This window comes from Roseburia sp. AF02-12 (assembly GCF_003461765.1).
Classification (GTDB): Bacteria; Bacillota; Clostridia; order Lachnospirales; family Lachnospiraceae; genus Roseburia_C; species Roseburia_C amylophila.
In genome coordinates, this window is sequence record NZ_QTXS01000002.1 from 213,906 (window position 1) to 230,394 (window position 16,489).

Below are 16,489 nucleotides of genomic sequence, written 5' to 3' on the forward strand. Positions count from 1 at the left end.
AGAGTCCACAGAGAAAGAATGCATGGCAGGAAAAATGAAATCTTCTGAAAGAAAACAGGGGCTTGTAACAGACAAATTCACAGTTGGATATGGAAAAAAGGTCATTCTTTCGAATGTCAATCTAATGGCAGAGCCGGGAAGGGTATTGACATTGATTGGCCCGAATGGTTCCGGTAAATCTACGATTCTAAAGAGTATTGTAAAGCAGTTGAAATCCCTTGATGGTGTAGTATACCTGAACGGGAAAGCAACCTCGGAAATGAAAGAGGCAGAAATTGCAAAGAGCCTTTCCATGGTAATGACAGAGCATATTCATCCGGAGCTGATGTCCTGCCGGGATGTGGTTGCAACCGGACGATATCCCTATACCGGAAGACTTGGAATCTTAGATAAGCAGGACTGGAAACTGGTGGATGAGGCAATTACCATGGTTCATGCGGAAGAGGTGGCAGAGCAGTCATTTACAAGAATCAGTGACGGACAGAGACAGCGTGTTATGTTGGCGAGAGCCATCTGCCAGGATACAGCAATCCTGGTATTGGATGAACCTACCTCTTATCTGGATATCCGTTATAAGCTTGATATTTTAAACAGCATCCGGAAACTGGCAAGGGAACGGAATATAGCAGTAATGATGTCACTGCATGAACTTGACTTGGTACAGAAAGTATCGGATATGGTAGCCTGTGTAGATGGAACCACCGTCAGCCACATAGGAACACCGGAAGAAATCTTTCAGGGTTCGCTGGTACAGAAGCTTTATGGAATTGAGGAAAAGAACTTTGATTCCATGCTTGGAATCATGCAGATGCCGGGAAATAAAGCGGCCCCGAATGTATTCGTAATCGGAGGCGGTGGTGCTGCAATACCAACCTATTACAGACTGCAGAGAGAGCATATTCCATTTGCAGCAGGAATCTTATTTGAAAATGACGTAGAATATCCTGTTGCAACGGCACTGGCATCAAAAGTCATTACTGCAAAAGCTTTTTATCCGATGGAAGAAGCACAACTGGAAGAAGCTAAGAAAATACTTGCAGGCTGTGAAACCTGTATTTGCACCTGCGAGAATTTCGGACCTTATAATATGTTAAATAAAGAACTGCGAAGCCTGGCAGAAGAACAGGGAAAATTGAAATAAAGAAATTGGAATAAAAGAAAAGCCCGTGGAATCAAAGTTGTTTTATGATTTCACGGGCTTTGGTATATTTTACTGTTCAGTGTCTTCCGGTAAGATGAATTTTCCAACAAGTTCATCTAAGGAAGTTGCCTGTGCAGATAACTCCTGGCTGGTAGCAGAGGTCTCTTCTGCGGATGCGGAGTTGGACTGAACTACCTCAGAAATCTGGTTTACACCCTGTTCTGCCTGATCCATGGCATTTGCCTGAGTCTTAGCAACATCACTGATGTGCTTGGAAGATTCAGCAATCTGCTGGATACCATTTACAACGTTTCCGATAGATTCAGCAGCATGGTCTGCAGCAGCATTACCTTCAGCAATCTCCTGAAGGGCACCTTCGATTAAGTCTCTGGTATCTACAGCAGATTTGGTTGTCTGCTCTGCAAGCTGACGAATCTGGTCAGCAACAACGGCGAATCCACGTCCTGCTTCGCCGGCTCTTGCAGCCTCGATAGAAGCATTCAGAGAAAGTAAGTTGGTCTGGGAAGCAATATCTTCGATTTCAGAAATAATATTTCCAATCTTCTTAGAAGTTTCATCAATACGTGCCATAGCATCAACCATGGCTTTCATTTCAGCACTGCTGTCTTCTGCTTCAGCAGCATACTGCTTTGCCTGATCATAAGCAATCTGAGCCTGATCAGCGGACTGTTCAATATTACTTGTAATATCAGTGATTGTTGCCTGAAGCTGTTGTACGGCACCGGCCTGCTCAGTAGCACCTTCTGCCATACTCTGGGAAGATTCTGCAAGGTTCATGGAACCGGCAGAAACCTGGGAAGAAGCTTCTCCAATCATCTGGATAGTATGTACCATTGCATCACGCATGCCACGCATTGCGGTCAGTAACTGTTCGAAGTCACCGACATATTTGTCGGAATGCTCGGACTGAATGGTGTAATCACCATTTGCCATGCCCTCCATCAGAACACCTACATCAGTGATGAGTGCGTTTAGTGTTTCGGCCATTTCAGTAGAAGTGGCTACAATACTTGCAACTTCATCGTTGGATTTCACCTCCGGGAAAGGGTCATGTAAATTACCCTGTGCAAAAGTGCTAAGACGATTCTCCAGTGCGACTAAAGGTTTTGAAATTCCCCTTGCAATGGAAGCTCCCATCTTGGAAGAAACAAGGATGGATACGATAATAATTACAGCAATGATAATGATAAAAATAAGGGAAACAACAAAAAGTGTATCTGCTAAACGATCTCCTTCTGTTACTTTGGTATTCATCAAGTCCCTCATTCCGGAATAGATTTCATCATATAATGGGGCTACTTCATCAACCATTATATTCTGGGCTTTTGCGCTCTGACCCGGGTCAGTTGTTTTGCCGGTATCAATTGCTTTCTGCTCAGTAGTCCAGTAATCTTCCAGCTTGGTATCAATGGAATCATAGATTTCCTGCTCTTTGCTGGTGGTAGTAACTTCATCTACGATTTCCCAATACTGTTCAAAAGTGGCCTTTCTTTCATCATGGGTATCGGACATCTGACTAATCAGACTGTCATCATCATATCCGATAATAGCACGGGTGGCAGATCGGGTATCGGTAAAGGCAACCATTGCTTTGCCGATGTCACCCTGTGAAAAACCATAATTGTTCAGGGCATTCTTATACAGAGTCATGGTTACAATCAGCATAACCACACCAAGGACGGCTGCGATGGAGCAGGATGTCACGATAATACGGAATGCCTTCCCCAGACGTTTTCTAATTTTAAGATTCTCAAACATAACGTTCCTCCTTCGTTATATACAATGGCACTATGGCACCAATTGCGTTATACAATAGTAAAAGTAAAAGCGAAAATCTAAATATTTATCATAATTTTACTACTTTATGGGAAATAAGTCAAAATTATTTAGACAATAAGTGACTTGGAAACTGATTATTCCTCAAATTTGTTTAAACATATGAAAATTGACATTTTTCCGGTGAACCGCTAAAATGACGAAGAACATAAATAAGGCATTAAGGGAGATAACAGTATGGGATATGTATATTTTGTCCGGCACGGACAGACCATATGGAATGTAGAAAATAAGATATGTGGTGCAACAGATATTGCACTGACTGAGCTTGGACATAAGCAGGCAATTGAGACCGGAAAGAAAATATTAGAAGAAGGCATAAAGGCGGATGAAATATTATATTCCCCATTAATCCGGGCAAAAGATACTGCATTGCATATTTCGGAAATTACCGGAATTCCGGCAAGGGAAGAGCTTCGTTTAAAAGAGCAGAACTTTGGCAGATTTGAATCCACACCGCGGGATGGAACAGAATTTAAGATTGCAAAGGGACAGTTTATCACCCGCTATGACGGCGGAGAATCTATGCTGCATCTGGCACAGAGAATTTACAATCTTCTGGATGAAGTAACAGCTTCCGATAAGACTTATATTCTGGTGGCACACAATGGCATATCAAGAGTTGTGCAGTCCTATTTTTATGAAATGACCAATGAAGAATATGCTGCATTTGGCGTGAAGAACTGTGCCATATTAAAATATGAATTCTAAGAGACGAAGGGCAGGAATGGAAAATGAAACCGAAGTCGGAAAAGAGTATAGAGCTTTATCATATCATGACAGAGCGAGGGTATCCGGAAGAATTCTGTGATGTCATTACCCGGAATCTGAATACGGATTTTACGGCACAGAGGATGTTATGGTATTTATCACACTATGAATATCTGCCGGAGGGTGAAATTGTAGATGAAATGCTTGCCATTTTAAGTGACCGGAATGCGATTATGCAGAAAAAAGAATTAGAAAAAACCAATGCTGCATGGAATGAATTTCTGCAGCATGGTTTTGAAGAAAAAGAATAGTTCATCGGATTAATTTCATATCTTCGATAATAAAAGTCTTATCTTCCATATGATATTCGCTGTGACAGAATGGACAATACCGCTGTCGTACTGCATCAAAGCTGGCACCGCAGCTATTACAGATAACGGAACTGATGGAGAATCCAGGTGGTTCCGGAGTGGAAATATTTCGCAAAAGAGTGACATCAATACAGTCACCGGTTTTGGAAATATTTCCATTTTTTTCGCTGTAATTTATCCACCAGGTTCGTAAGGTCATATGCAGCTGATTGTTTTCCACGGACAGATTTCTCAGTGTCATGCCACTGGTATAAGTCATTTCAATGATATCTTTGAAACGCTCGTCTAATGTACCACCACGATAGGAAGAAAGCGTGGATGGGTCATTGGAAAATACCGCCATGCGTACAAGAGAAATCATCTGGCTTTCAAACTTTTCATAAGAGAAATTCGGATCATAACGAAGCATCGTATCCTTTAACTTCCGTTTTGTACGCAGAAAGCCAAAAGCCGAAATATGTTTCATGCCATCCCGGTTGCCAAGCCCCATAAGAAGCAGCAAATCTCCTAACAGCAAGCCTAAGAATCCGCCACCAATTAGTGCGGCAAGATAAGCAGAGAACAGTGCCAGAGGAAGAATTTCCTGTTTTTCAATGAGAAAGAATGGGAAGAATCCAGCAAAAAATGTCAGCATGGTAAGTAAAATGGTATTGTGAAATACCTGCATATTCCGGTTAGAGGATGGATTTATTACAAAGGATAAATTCATGACACGGGGAAATAAATCCGTTATGCGAAATTTTGTACCGCAGTAAGGACAGCCTTCCGTCAGATTGGAAACCAGATTAACGGCACCACAGCTTGGACAGGTTGCGGTAATAAAGGGAAGCTGCTGTTCGTTAGGGCTGTGTACAATTGTTTCATACATAACCTGCTCGGTATCACGGGAATAGAGTTCACCGGAAGTGTTGGAAAAAGAGAACTTATGGCGGATTTCTTCATAAGTTGTATCCGAGGTATACCAGGTACTCTTGTGGGTGAGACAGGCAGTGCCGTAGGTATTGCCTTTTCCCGGAATGACACGGTTTTTCATACGAAGGCCCTTTTCCTTAAGACGCTCCTGCTGCAATTTCAAAAAATATGTAATATCACCATCACAGCTTACCGGAGGAGTTCCATCTTCATTCCACTGGTTATATTCTTTGGCAAACCGGTCATACATGCCTCGGCCTTTGTCCCAGGCGGGTTCGTAGTCCCGGAAAGCTTTGGCGTCTTTATAGAATTTCAATAATCGAAAACAGCCGAAGATGCCAAGGATAATACCGGCAGCCAGCAGCAGATAACGAGGCATCAGATCAAGCTCTGTAACGGTAATGCAGGAAATAAGAATGGTTCCAAGGGCAATGAAGAAGATGCCCTGTGCCAGGTATTTCCGGTCCGGTTCTGCTACTTCAAAGGTACGTTTTTTACTGGATAGGTTGGATAAGATACTCATGGAGACTCCTTTCTGAAGGGTTTCTTAAAGTTAAAATAAGCATTTGATAAGTCACTATTAAGTTAGTACGCACTGCTCATTATAGCATATTTCAGAAAGAAGATAAATCATCAGCCAATGTGGATGCCGGGAAGCTCTAAGAGGAAGAAGACCAGCGGAATTGTAAAGACAGAGCAAAGTGTCATGACAAAGCAGGTCTTTGAAGCAAATTCCGCATCGGAATGGTAGTTTTCTGCCATCATCGGAATGGCGGACATGGCTGGCATACATGCCATCAGGGTAAGAATGGTTGTTTCGGTCGGAGAAAGAAAATGTGATACCACAGCAGCAACACCAACCGGAATCAGAATCATTTTGACAATTACCAGAAAGAAATAATCATAAATAAAGTCGAGATTCTTTAAGGAAATATAAGAAAGAGCTGCACCCAGGAAAATCAGCGCAAGACTGAAGCTTACATTTCCAACAGAGGTAATTGTATGTTATTCCAGCAGCTTTTCCAAGGTTGTGGCACCGGGGCTTCGTGTGGGATTTATGATTGCCAACAAGAAGATTATAGAACATGGAACACTGTTAAAACAGTTTACCGATGTACATACAAATATTCTTGCACAGATGATTGTTTATGAGTATTATAAGAATTATGATATTAAGAAACATATTGCAGAGGTATCCGCTTTCTATGCGAAAAAGAGCGAATATATGTGCAAATTAATCAGGGAAAAGCTTCCAAAGGCGATAAAGTGTATTGAGCCGGATGGCGGAATGTTTGTATGGTGTACCGATACCTCTGGTAAGATTAACATAGCTTGTCACATATTGGCTATGAGAAAAGCTTTAGCTTTCTGAAAAATGAGGTTCTTTCTTGTACTTTTATTCATAATAAGGTATACTTTAGGGAAGTAATTTGTTGAATTAAATATGTTTGTATGGAGGATTAATTATGGACATGAACATTGTATGCCTTGATCTGGAAGGAGTATTGGTACCGGAAATCTGGATTGCATTTGCAGAAGCAAGCGGAATCCCTGAATTAAAGAGAACTACAAGAGACGAACCGGATTACGATAAATTGATGAAATGGAGACTTGGCATCTTAAAAGAACATGGACTTGGATTAAAAGAGATTCAGGAAACCATCGCAAAAATCGACCCGATGCCGGGAGCAAAAGAGTTCTTAGATGAACTTCGTTCCATGACACAGGTTATCATCATCAGTGATACCTTTACCCAGTTTGCAGGACCTCTGATGAAGAAATTAGGCTGGCCTACCATTTTCTGCAATTCTCTGGAGGTGGCAGAGGACGGTGAGATTACCGGATTTAAGATGAGAATTGAAAATTCCAAGCTGACTACAGTAAAAGCATTACAGTCCATTGGTTATGAGACGATTGCCAGCGGAGACAGCCACAATGACCTAGGCATGATTGAGGCGAGTAAAGCAGGATTCTTATTCCGCAGCACCGAGCAGATTAAGAAAGACCATCCGGAACTGCCTGCATTTGAGACTTATGATGAGTTAATGGAAGCAATCAAGAAGGCTCTTTAATTATGGCAGAGGAAAACCAGACAACCCACAAACGCAGGGTGCGTTACAGTGGAAAATATCCGAAGAAATTTGAAGAAAAATATAAAGAACTTCAGCCGGAAAAATATAAAGATACGATTGAGCATGTAATAAAAAAAGGAAACACACCTGCCGGAATGCATATTTCCATAATGGTAAATGAAATTTTGGATTTTTTAAAAATCCAGCCGGGAGAAACAGGCTTTGATGCGACCTTGGGATATGGCGGTCATACGAAAGCCATGCTGCAGTGCTTAAACGGGCAGGGACATATCTATGCAACGGATGTAGACCCGGAGGAATCAGCCAGGACAAGAAAGCGGTTAGAAGAGGCCGGTTTTGGAGAAGATATTCTGACAATACGATTACAGAATTTCTGTACGATAGATGAAATTGCAAAAGAAGCCGGCGGATTTGATTTTATTCTTGCGGACCTGGGTGTATCTTCCATGCAGATTGATAATCCGAAGCGTGGATTTTCTTTTAAAGTGGATGGCCCACTGGATTTACGGCTGAACCAGGAAGCCGGAATCAGTGCAGCAGAACGCCTGGCTGCCATTACAAAGGATGAACTGGCGGGAATGCTTTATGAAAATTCGGATGAGCCATACTGTGAAGAACTGGCAAAAGCGATTACCGATGAGATTCGAAAAGGCAACCGGATTGATACCACCACAAAGTTAAGGAATATCATTGAAAAGACGCTTGATTTTCTACCGGAAAAAGAGAAGAAGGATACGATAAAAAAGACCTGCCAGCGAACCTTCCAGGCACTTCGTATTGATGTGAACCGTGAATTTGAAGTACTGTATGAATTCATGGAGAAACTGCCGGATGCATTGAAACCGGGCGGAAGAGCTGCAATTTTAACTTTCCATTCCGGCGAAGACAAGTTAGTAAAGAAAGCATTAAAAGAAGGCTATCGGGCAGGCATTTATGCCGATTATGCCAAAGATGTAATCCGCCCATCTGCACAGGAGTGTGCGCAGAACGGACGGGCACGTTCTACTAAGATGCGCTGGGCAATTAAGGCAGAGTAGGTTATTTTGAAAATACAATGAGATGGAGACGAAAACAGTGAAAATGAAAAGAAAACAGATTGGTATGCTGGTATTTATTGCGATTATCGTGATATTTATGGTCGTAACAAGCCAGACACCTGGAACAATTGCTGATGCTGACAGCTATCAGTGTAAAGCTTATGCGACAATTTTATCATTGCTTCCGCCGGTTATTGCAATCGGACTGGCACTGATTACTAAGGAAGTATATACCTCACTTCTAGCAGGAATTATTGCAGGAGGTTTGCTGTATTCCAACTTCAACCTTGAGTTGATGATAAATACCATTTTCTTCCAAGAAGAGGGCGGTATGGTATACAAGCTTGCGAATGCATGGAATGTGGGAATTTTAGTATTCCTTGTCATGCTTGGCATTTTGGTATCCCTTCTTAACCGTGCAGGTGGTTCTGCCGCATTTGGAAAGTGGGCATCCCGGCATATTAAAACCAGAATCGGAGCGCAGATTTCCGTTATGATTCTTGGTGTATTGATTTTCGTGGATGATTATTTTAACTGTCTGACCGTAGGAAGTGTAATGCGTCCGGTTACAGACCGGCACAAGGTGTCCCGTGCAAAATTATCTTATATTATTGATGCAACGGCAGCACCGGTATGTATCATCGCACCAATCAGTTCCTGGGCAGCAGCAGTTACTTCTTCTGTTCCGGCAGATTCCGGAATCAATGGATTTGCGGTATTTATCCAGACAATTCCATATAACTTATATGCATTGCTGACATTGGTAATGTTAATTGGAATTACTCTTTTGCGCGTGGATTTCGGACCGATGAAAACCCATGAAATGAATGCAATCAAAGGTGATTTGTTTACCACACCGGGAAGACCGTATGAAGATAATGAAGAGGAAGTTGTAAAAGAAAACTCTCACGTACTGGATTTGATTCTTCCGGTAGCTGTGTTGATTGTAAGCTGTATCGTAGCCATGATTTATACCGGTGGCTTCTTCAGCGGAACTTCCTTTGTAGAGGCATTCTCTGGCTGTGATGCTTCCGTCGGACTGGTTCTTGGCGGCGCAGTAACACTGGTATTTACTTTTATCTATTACATGTTGCGTGATGTTTTATCCTTTAAGGAATTTACCGAATGTATTCCGGAAGGATTTAAGGCGATGATTGCTCCGATTCTGATTCTGACTATGGCATGGACCTTATCCGGAATGACCAATCTCTTAGGAGCAAAAGTATTCGTGGCTGATCTGGTAGCAAATTCAGCAAATGCAATGCAGGGCTTCCTGCCAATGATTATCTTCCTGGTAGCAGCGTTCTTAGCATTTGCAACCGGAACCTCCTGGGGAACCTTCAGCATTCTGATTCCGATTGTCCTTGGTGTATTCCCAAGTGGACAGATGATGGTAATCTCCATTGCGTCCTGTCTGGCAGGAGCAGTTTGTGGAGACCATTGCTCACCGATTTCAGATACCACAATTATGGCATCTGCCGGTGGTCACTGTGAGCATGTTAACCATGTAGCAACCCAGCTTCCGTATGCATTGACTGTTGCGGTTGTCTGCTTATTAGGCTATTTCCTGATTGGTATCCTGCAGGCAGTCGGACTGGCAGGAATTTCATGGCTGGCACTTCCGGTTTGTATCGTGGTATTAATTGGCGTATTATTCGTAATTCGTTCCAAAACAGGACGGGAAGAAATTTAAAAGATAAAAAAGATAATGCGGGATACGGAATTGGTGTCCCGCATTTTTGTACAATAGAATCTATAATAAAAATAATTTGAAAATTTGAAACAAAAGAAACATAAAATAACAGAAAAGAGGAAAGAAAATGTTTTGTACAAAATGTGGAAATGCATTACCGGTAAATGCAAAATTCTGTACCAAATGCGGAACGAAAGTAGAAGCTTTTCAGCCGGGAGCAATCCAGCCAAATCCGACACCGCAGAAAGCACCGGTAAATCAACCGACTCCGGTACCGCAGAGAAACTCAGTACCGCAACAGGCACCGACACAGCAGCAGACCCCGGTAAGACAGGCAAGCCCGGCACCACATCCACAACAAAAAAAGAATGAGAATGAGAAAGTAACAAAAACAAAGAACAGTGAAAAAATATCAAATAAAAATAAGAATGAAACTGAGAAGAAATCCGGCTCCGGTGCCATGGTATATTTATTAATCGGTGCAGCAGTTCTTCTTATTATTCTGATTGCAATTATAGTATTGTTATTTATCAAGGGCAATCAGCCGGCAAAGCAGGATGATATTACCGATAAGCCGGTGGTTACAACGGAGCAGACCACAGAGACGGAAATGTCTACAGAGCAGACAGATAGGAAAGGTGTAAGCGGACAGCAGGAAGCATCTGAGAAAACTTCCGAAGTAATAAATAAAGAAGATACAACCGGAAATGAGGACATGGGAACAGACGGAGCAGTTGGAGAAGAGGAAGCAGAATATATTCTTCCGGAGAGTGCCAGCCGATTATTAACGGAAGCTGATTTGGAGAATCTGACCCAGGAGGACCTTCGGATTGCCAGAAATGAAATCTATGCAAGACATGGAAGAAAATTCTTAGATGAAGGACTGCAGGAATATTTCGATGGAAAATCCTGGTACAACGGAACCATTGAACCGGACGATTTCAAAGAAGATATGTTATCGGAAATAGAGAGAACCAATGAGGATACCATCGTGAACTATGAGACGAAGATGGGCTATCGTTAGAAATAACATTCAATGAAACAGGAAAAGGGGTAGAACAGATATGCCATGTACAACTATTTTAGTAGGGAAAAAAGCTTCTTATAATGGAGCAACTATAATTGCACGAAATGATGATTCCGGTGCCGGACATTTTACACCTAAGAAATATGTGGTAATTCATCCGGAAGAACAGCCGACAATCTATCAGTCGGTATTATCTCATGTGAAAATAGAATTGCCGGAGCATCCGATGCGTTACACGGCAATGCCGAATGCGGTAGACGGGGAAGGTGTCTGGGCTGCCTGCGGTGTCAATGAGGCGAAGATTGCCATGACTGCAACAGAGACCATAACTTCCAATCCCCGCGTCTTAGGAGCAGATCCTCTGGTGACCTACCATCCGGCAGAAAATGGCAGGGAAGAGATTATCGGCGGCATTGGAGAAGAGGATATTGTATACATTGTGCTTCCGTACATTCACAGTGCAAGAGAGGGTGTCATTCGCCTGGGCAGTTTGTTGGAGCAGTATGGAACCTATGAGATGAATGGAATTGCATTTCAGGATAAGGATGAAATCTGGTGGCTTGAGACCATTGGCGGACATCACTGGATGGCAGGAAGAGTGCCGGATGATGTCTATGTGGTAATGCCAAACCAGCTGGGACTTGACAGCTTTGATTTAGAGGATGCCCTTACTACACAGAAGGACTATATGTGCTCAAAGAATCTGCGGGAATTTATTGAAAAGAATCATCTTGACCTTTCTTTGGATGGAAAGTTAAATCCAAGAGATGCATTTGGTTCCCATGATGATTCCGACCATGTATACAATACACCGAGAGCCTGGTTTATGGAGCGTTATCTGAATCCACATACTTATAAATGGGATGGCGAGCAGGCAGATTATACGCCGGCATCCGACGATATTCCATGGTGCTTAAAACCGGAGAAAAAGGTAACAATCGAAGATGTAAAATATGTCTTGTCCGCACATTTTCAGGGAACACCTTATGACCCATACGGTTCTTATGGAGAGAAATCCATGAAGGGCGCATTCCGTTCTATTGGAGTCAACCGGAATGATTTCCTTTCTGTCATTGAAATGCGGCCGGAGCAGGCAGACATTACCGAAAATACAGGAAGCATTATACAGTGGGTGGCATTTGCATCCAATGCATTTAATGTGCTGGTTCCATTTTATGGTGAAGTGGAGACAACGCCGGAATATGTATCCAATACCACAGGAGAAGTTTCCACAGACAATTTCTACTGGGCAAGCCGCATGATTGCTGCAATGGCAGATGCTTCTTACCGCAGCTCCCTGTTTCACATTGAACGCTATCAGATGCATGTTATGGCAAAAGGACGGGAACTATTACATCAATATGATGCGCTTTTAGCGGCAGAAAAAGAGACTGCCAAAAGACAGCAGCTGATGCAGCAGGCAAATGATGCAATTGCAGAAATGCTTAAGAAAGAGACACAGGATACTTTGGATAAAGTGCTGTTTGAATTAAGCAGCCAGATGAAAAATGCATATTCACGCTCAGATGCATAACGAAGAAAGATACGATAGAGAAAAGGAGCATAAGTGCAATGCAGACAGATTTTCATTTATTATATCCACCGGATTATGACCGGAGCAAAGCAGTTCCCATGAAGGATTATAAGTTTATCCAGGCATTAAAAATTGATGCCATGGTGATACTGATTAAAGAAAGCTACCGGGGAGTGGCAGATCTTTCACTGGAAAATTTCTTCTCTACAGATGAGCGGGTATTAGAGTATCGTCTGGGTGTAGTAGAAGATCTGGTGGAGAATCCGTCGCTTTATGAGGCATTTTGCAAGGCGGTATCCATTATCTATAATATCAATGACATGCGAAGGGTATTGAACAGCGATTTTACGACAGATTCAGCCCTGCGTTCGGTGCGATATCTTGAAATGTATCAGGAAATTGTAAATTTATTTGCGGATGCATTGGAAAAAGCAGAGATTCATTCAAAAGGTATGCAGAATTTCAAAAAAGAAATTCACTCAATCGTAGCAGGCAGTGAGTACCAGAGCCTGAATGAGGAACTTCCTAAAATGGAAATGAACTTCGGGCATATCAAAAGCGTAACCGTAGGCATTAATCTTGATGGCAATTTAAGACCGAAAGAAGCCGGGCTGATTTCTGTCAATGAGGAACAATTCCATCCGGGAACCATCATGGACCGGCTTTTGAAAAAAGGGAAAAATGATAAATGGCATCTGATGTCGGCACTCTATCCTCTGAGCCGGGTGCTGCACAATGATGAACAGGATGCTATAGACTATTCCATGAATGCGGCTTTGCAGACTATTTTTGCAAAGTCGCTGAGGGAGTTTGAACCGCTGGTACAGAATTATTATCACATTAATACCAATATGTTTATTGCTTTATTGGATGATATCCGTTTTCTGACTGCCGGAGTAAAATTTATTCTTTCCATGAAAGAAAAGGGATTTGCCATGTGCAGACCGAAGATAGCGTCCATGCAGGAAAAACGCTGTGAGTTAAAGCATGTATACAATCCTATGCTGGCAGTGAATTCCGTAGAGGAAACGATTGTGTCTAATTCCTTTGAACTGGATGAAAATGGACGATTCTATCTGATAACCGGTCCAAATCACGGAGGAAAATCTATTTTTGCCTATTCTATCGGAATGGCGCAGGCGTTATTTCAACTGGGGCTGTTTGTTCCGGCAGAAGAGGCGGTAATGAGTCCGGTGTCCGGAATATTTACACATTTTCCATCCTCTGATGAAAATAATTATGGAATGGGCAGGCTGGAAAGTGAGTGTGCAAGGCTGAGTGAAATCATGAAACAACTGTCAGATACGGATATGCTGTTGATGGATGAATCTTTTTCCAGTACCAGCGGACTTGAGGCTGGCTACATAGCGTCAGAGGTGCTGACCGGAATTGGAATTATCGGCTGCTGCGGTCTTTATGTGACCCATATTCATGATTTGACACAACAGCTGGATACCTATAATGAGCATCCGGAGAATAAAGGCAAAATCGATAATCTGGTGGCAATGATGGAAAGTAAAGAAGAGGGTACCCGGAGTTACCGGGTCATCCGGACGACACCGGATGGCTTAAGTTATGCAAGAGATATTGCCAAACGTTATGGTCTGGATTTGGAAGATATTTTAAAAAGATAAAAGAGAAAATCCGTATCTTACTCCTGTTATATATGTATACTATTTGTTGGAAGATTGCAACTAAGATAGCAATTGACTAACAGGGCAGGTGAAAACTACAATAGGAGAAAAGGAGGAATTTCTATGCAGGCATTGTCAAAAGCAACACCAGGTGAAACCTATACCATTCAGTGGATGTTTGGTCAGCCGGAAGTGCTTGATTTCTTGCATAGCCACTCTGTAGATGAGGGGGAACGCATACAGCTCATCCAGAAAATGCGTGACTGTGTAATTATTGGGGCAAAAGACAGCAGATTTGCAATGGGAAATGAAATTGCAGACCGAATACAGGTGTAGGAAAATCGTATAAACGCGGGAAAATATTTTGTGGGTTATCCGCATAAAAAAAAGGAAGCAGTTCCGATGGTGGAACGGCTTCCTTTTTTCTATCAAAGGTCCATAAGAATCTATTATGCTTCTTTCCAGTAATCCGGAGTTACATCCCTGCCTAAATCTTCTAACAATTTTCGGTCACTTCTTATGGTAGCGCAGGCAACGGTAGTCAGCATATTTCCGGTAATGGTTGCAGATGCACCAGCCTGAAAAGCAGTTTCACCATCGTTGGTAAGCAGCGCACGGCCGGCAGCCAGACGGATATTTGCATCCGGATTGATATAACGGAAGAATGCGATGGTACGCAGAATATCATCTTCACTTAACTGCGGCAGATTTTCTAAAGGAGTTCCCGGGATTGGCATTAAAGCATTGATTGGAATAGAATCAATTCCCAGTTCAGCTAAACTTACTGCCATATCCAGACGGTCTTCCCAGGTTTCGCCCATTCCGATAATACCACCGGAGCAGGCGCACATGCCTTCCGCTTTTACTTTCTTTAAAGTTTCAATTTTCATATCGTAGGTATGGGTGGTGCAGATATTTGGAAAATTCCGGCGTGATGTTTCTATATTATGATGATAGCTGGTAACGCCTGCCTCATGAAGGCGGTGCAGTTGTTCTTCGTCTAAAAATCCCATGGAAGCACATAAATCGATTTTGCATTCCCGATGCATGGATTCAAAGGCGTGAATGGCTTTTTCAAACTCCGGACCGGTTAGTGCTTTTCCCGCAGTTACGATAGAAAATCGGTCAACGCCTTCGCTTTCGTTCATTTTGCAGGCTTTGATGATATCTTCTTCCGGCAGGAAGTCATATACTTCGCAGTTGGTATGGTTATGTGCAGACTGGGCACAATATTTACAGTCTTCCGGACAGCGTCCGCTTCGTCCGTTTATGATAGAACATAAATCTACTTTATCTCCGATTCTTGCAGCACGGATTTTGTCGGCTCCTTCGCATAATTCCTTTAAATCGCAGGTAAGAAAAAAGGATAAATCATCCTCTCTCGTAATGCGTCGTCCGTCAATAATTTCCTGTGCCAGTGTCAGTGCATCCATGGTTTGTCTCCTTTGTATCTGTATGAATTTTACAGTTCTTTATGATAAACAAAAATCAATAGAATGTCAACCTGAAATAAGATATGAGTTAACAATACGAGAAACAGGAGAAACTACAATGGATGATAGATGCATGAAGAAAATTGCAGGAAGAAAGCTGCCAGGATATGATTGTAGAAATAGTGGAAATTGGTATAATGAAAAGTAATGAGATAAGAAAAGGGGGATTCAATTTGAAAGCAACTGTATTAGTAGATAATATAGGAACGGAAATTGCAACTGGAGAATGGGGGTTGAGCATTTATATCGAACAGGCAGGAAAAAATATACTGCTTGATACGGGTGCATCAAACCGTTTTCTGGTAAATGCAAAAGCATTGGAAAAGGATATCGGGGCAGTGGATTATGGGGTATTGTCCCATGCCCATTATGACCATGCAAATGGGATGCAGGCATTTTTTGAAGAAAATGAGAATGCGAAATTTTATCTTCAAAAGGGAACCGGTGAAAACTGTTATTTTAAGAAGTGGTTTATTCATAAATATATTGGAATTCCAAAACATATCTTAACCAGACAGAAGGATAGAATTGAATATGTGACCGGAAAGTACAAACTTTATGAAAATGTATATCTGATTCCCCATACGACAAAAGGTCTTGAGACAATCGGAGCCGCCAATAAAATGTATATCAGAGACGGCAGACGTTGGCGACCGGACGATTTCGCCCATGAACAAAGTCTTGTAATAGAGGAAGAGGATGGTCTTATTATTTTTAACAGCTGTTCGCATGGTGGCGCAGACAATATTATAAATGAGGTCAGCAAACTGTTTGAAAAGCCGGCAAAAATGATGATTGGTGGCTTCCACATTTTTCAAAAGGGGGAAACTGAAATTCGGCAGTTGGCAGAAAAAATAAAGGCAACCGGTGTAAAAAAGATTTATACCGGTCACTGTACGGGAGGAAGAGCTTTTCGGATTCTACAGCAGGAGTTAGGCGATATGGTGGAGCAGTTAAAAGTTGGTCTCGTAATAGAAGCATAGATA

General features: G+C 42.2%; 16 protein-coding genes. 12 read left to right on the top strand and 4 right to left on the bottom strand.

The window, feature by feature from the left end:
* The first annotated feature begins 34 nt into the window (after positions 1-34).
* Positions 35-1,141, top strand: coding sequence for an ABC transporter ATP-binding protein (locus DV740_RS10630; RefSeq protein ID WP_118057664.1), 1,107 nt, complete (start codon positions 35-37; stop codon positions 1,139-1,141).
* 69 nt (positions 1,142-1,210) lie between these two features.
* Here DV740_RS10630 and DV740_RS10635 read toward each other — a convergent pair whose 3' ends face one another.
* Positions 1,211-2,920 carry a methyl-accepting chemotaxis protein gene (locus tag DV740_RS10635; RefSeq protein ID WP_118057652.1) on the bottom strand — a complete coding sequence of 570 codons (1,710 nt, stop codon included), beginning with the start codon at positions 2,918-2,920 and terminating at the stop codon, positions 1,211-1,213.
* Between the two features lie 255 nt (positions 2,921-3,175).
* Here DV740_RS10635 and DV740_RS10640 point away from each other — a divergent pair, with 255 nt between their 5' ends.
* Positions 3,176-3,709 (top strand): histidine phosphatase family protein, encoded by a 534-nt coding sequence (locus DV740_RS10640; protein WP_118057653.1) that lies wholly within the window; start codon positions 3,176-3,178, stop codon positions 3,707-3,709.
* A 23-nt stretch (positions 3,710-3,732) separates the two neighbouring features.
* Complete coding sequence (locus tag DV740_RS10645; RefSeq protein WP_197420827.1) at positions 3,733-4,020, top strand: hypothetical protein; 288 nt, start codon at positions 3,733-3,735, stop codon at positions 4,018-4,020.
* A 1-nt stretch (position 4,021) separates the two neighbouring features.
* On the opposite strand, the gene DV740_RS10650 is transcribed toward DV740_RS10645, so the two are convergent.
* Both DV740_RS10650 and DV740_RS10655 read right to left on the bottom strand, forming a co-directional pair.
* Complete coding sequence (locus tag DV740_RS10650; protein WP_118088057.1) at positions 4,022-5,515, bottom strand: hypothetical protein; 1,494 nt, start codon at positions 5,513-5,515, stop codon at positions 4,022-4,024.
* A 110-nt stretch (positions 5,516-5,625) separates the two neighbouring features.
* Positions 5,626-5,991, bottom strand: coding sequence for a hypothetical protein (locus DV740_RS10655; RefSeq protein WP_330415651.1), 366 nt, complete (start codon positions 5,989-5,991; stop codon positions 5,626-5,628).
* Between DV740_RS10655 and DV740_RS10660 the strand changes: the two genes are divergently transcribed.
* The 8 genes from DV740_RS10660 (at position 5,990) to DV740_RS10695 (ending at position 14,346) form a co-directional block, all read left to right on the top strand.
* On the top strand, positions 5,990-6,364 hold the full coding sequence (locus DV740_RS10660; RefSeq protein WP_255415054.1) for an aminotransferase class I/II-fold pyridoxal phosphate-dependent enzyme: 375 nt from the start codon (positions 5,990-5,992) through the stop codon (positions 6,362-6,364). The two genes, DV740_RS10655 and DV740_RS10660, sit on opposite strands and share 2 nt — an antisense overlap.
* Positions 6,365-6,464: 100 nt before the next feature.
* Positions 6,465-7,064, top strand: coding sequence for a bifunctional phosphoserine phosphatase/homoserine phosphotransferase ThrH (gene thrH, locus DV740_RS10665; protein WP_117697433.1), 600 nt, complete (start codon positions 6,465-6,467; stop codon positions 7,062-7,064).
* Between the two features lie 2 nt (positions 7,065-7,066).
* Complete coding sequence (gene rsmH / locus DV740_RS10670; protein WP_117697361.1) at positions 7,067-8,122, top strand: 16S rRNA (cytosine(1402)-N(4))-methyltransferase RsmH; 1,056 nt, start codon at positions 7,067-7,069, stop codon at positions 8,120-8,122.
* Between the two features lie 43 nt (positions 8,123-8,165).
* Positions 8,166-9,815 (top strand): Na+/H+ antiporter NhaC family protein, encoded by a 1,650-nt coding sequence (locus tag DV740_RS10675; protein WP_118088297.1) that lies wholly within the window; start codon positions 8,166-8,168, stop codon positions 9,813-9,815.
* A 127-nt stretch (positions 9,816-9,942) separates the two neighbouring features.
* Positions 9,943-10,839 (top strand): YARHG domain-containing protein, encoded by an 897-nt coding sequence (locus DV740_RS10680; protein WP_118088298.1) that lies wholly within the window; start codon positions 9,943-9,945, stop codon positions 10,837-10,839.
* Positions 10,840-10,879: 40 nt separating this feature from the next.
* The gene (locus DV740_RS10685) at positions 10,880-12,376 is read left to right on the top strand and encodes a C69 family dipeptidase (RefSeq protein WP_118088060.1); all 1,497 of its coding nucleotides are present in this window, start codon (positions 10,880-10,882) and stop codon (positions 12,374-12,376) included.
* A gap of 38 nt (positions 12,377-12,414) precedes the next feature.
* The gene (locus DV740_RS10690) at positions 12,415-14,010 is read left to right on the top strand and encodes a MutS-related protein (protein WP_118088061.1); all 1,596 of its coding nucleotides are present in this window, start codon (positions 12,415-12,417) and stop codon (positions 14,008-14,010) included.
* A gap of 123 nt (positions 14,011-14,133) precedes the next feature.
* A complete protein-coding gene (locus DV740_RS10695) occupies positions 14,134-14,346 on the top strand; it encodes a FeoA family protein (protein WP_022244126.1) in 213 nt (70 codons plus the stop codon).
* A gap of 113 nt (positions 14,347-14,459) precedes the next feature.
* Here the strand turns inward: DV740_RS10695 and bioB are convergent, their stop codons facing one another.
* Positions 14,460-15,443 (bottom strand): biotin synthase BioB, encoded by a 984-nt coding sequence (gene bioB / locus DV740_RS10700; RefSeq protein WP_022244125.1) that lies wholly within the window; start codon positions 15,441-15,443, stop codon positions 14,460-14,462.
* Positions 15,444-15,676: 233 nt separating this feature from the next.
* On the opposite strand from bioB, the gene DV740_RS10705 reads away from it, so the two are divergent.
* The gene (locus tag DV740_RS10705) at positions 15,677-16,486 is read left to right on the top strand and encodes an MBL fold metallo-hydrolase (protein WP_022244123.1); all 810 of its coding nucleotides are present in this window, start codon (positions 15,677-15,679) and stop codon (positions 16,484-16,486) included.
* Positions 16,487-16,489 lie beyond the last annotated feature (3 nt).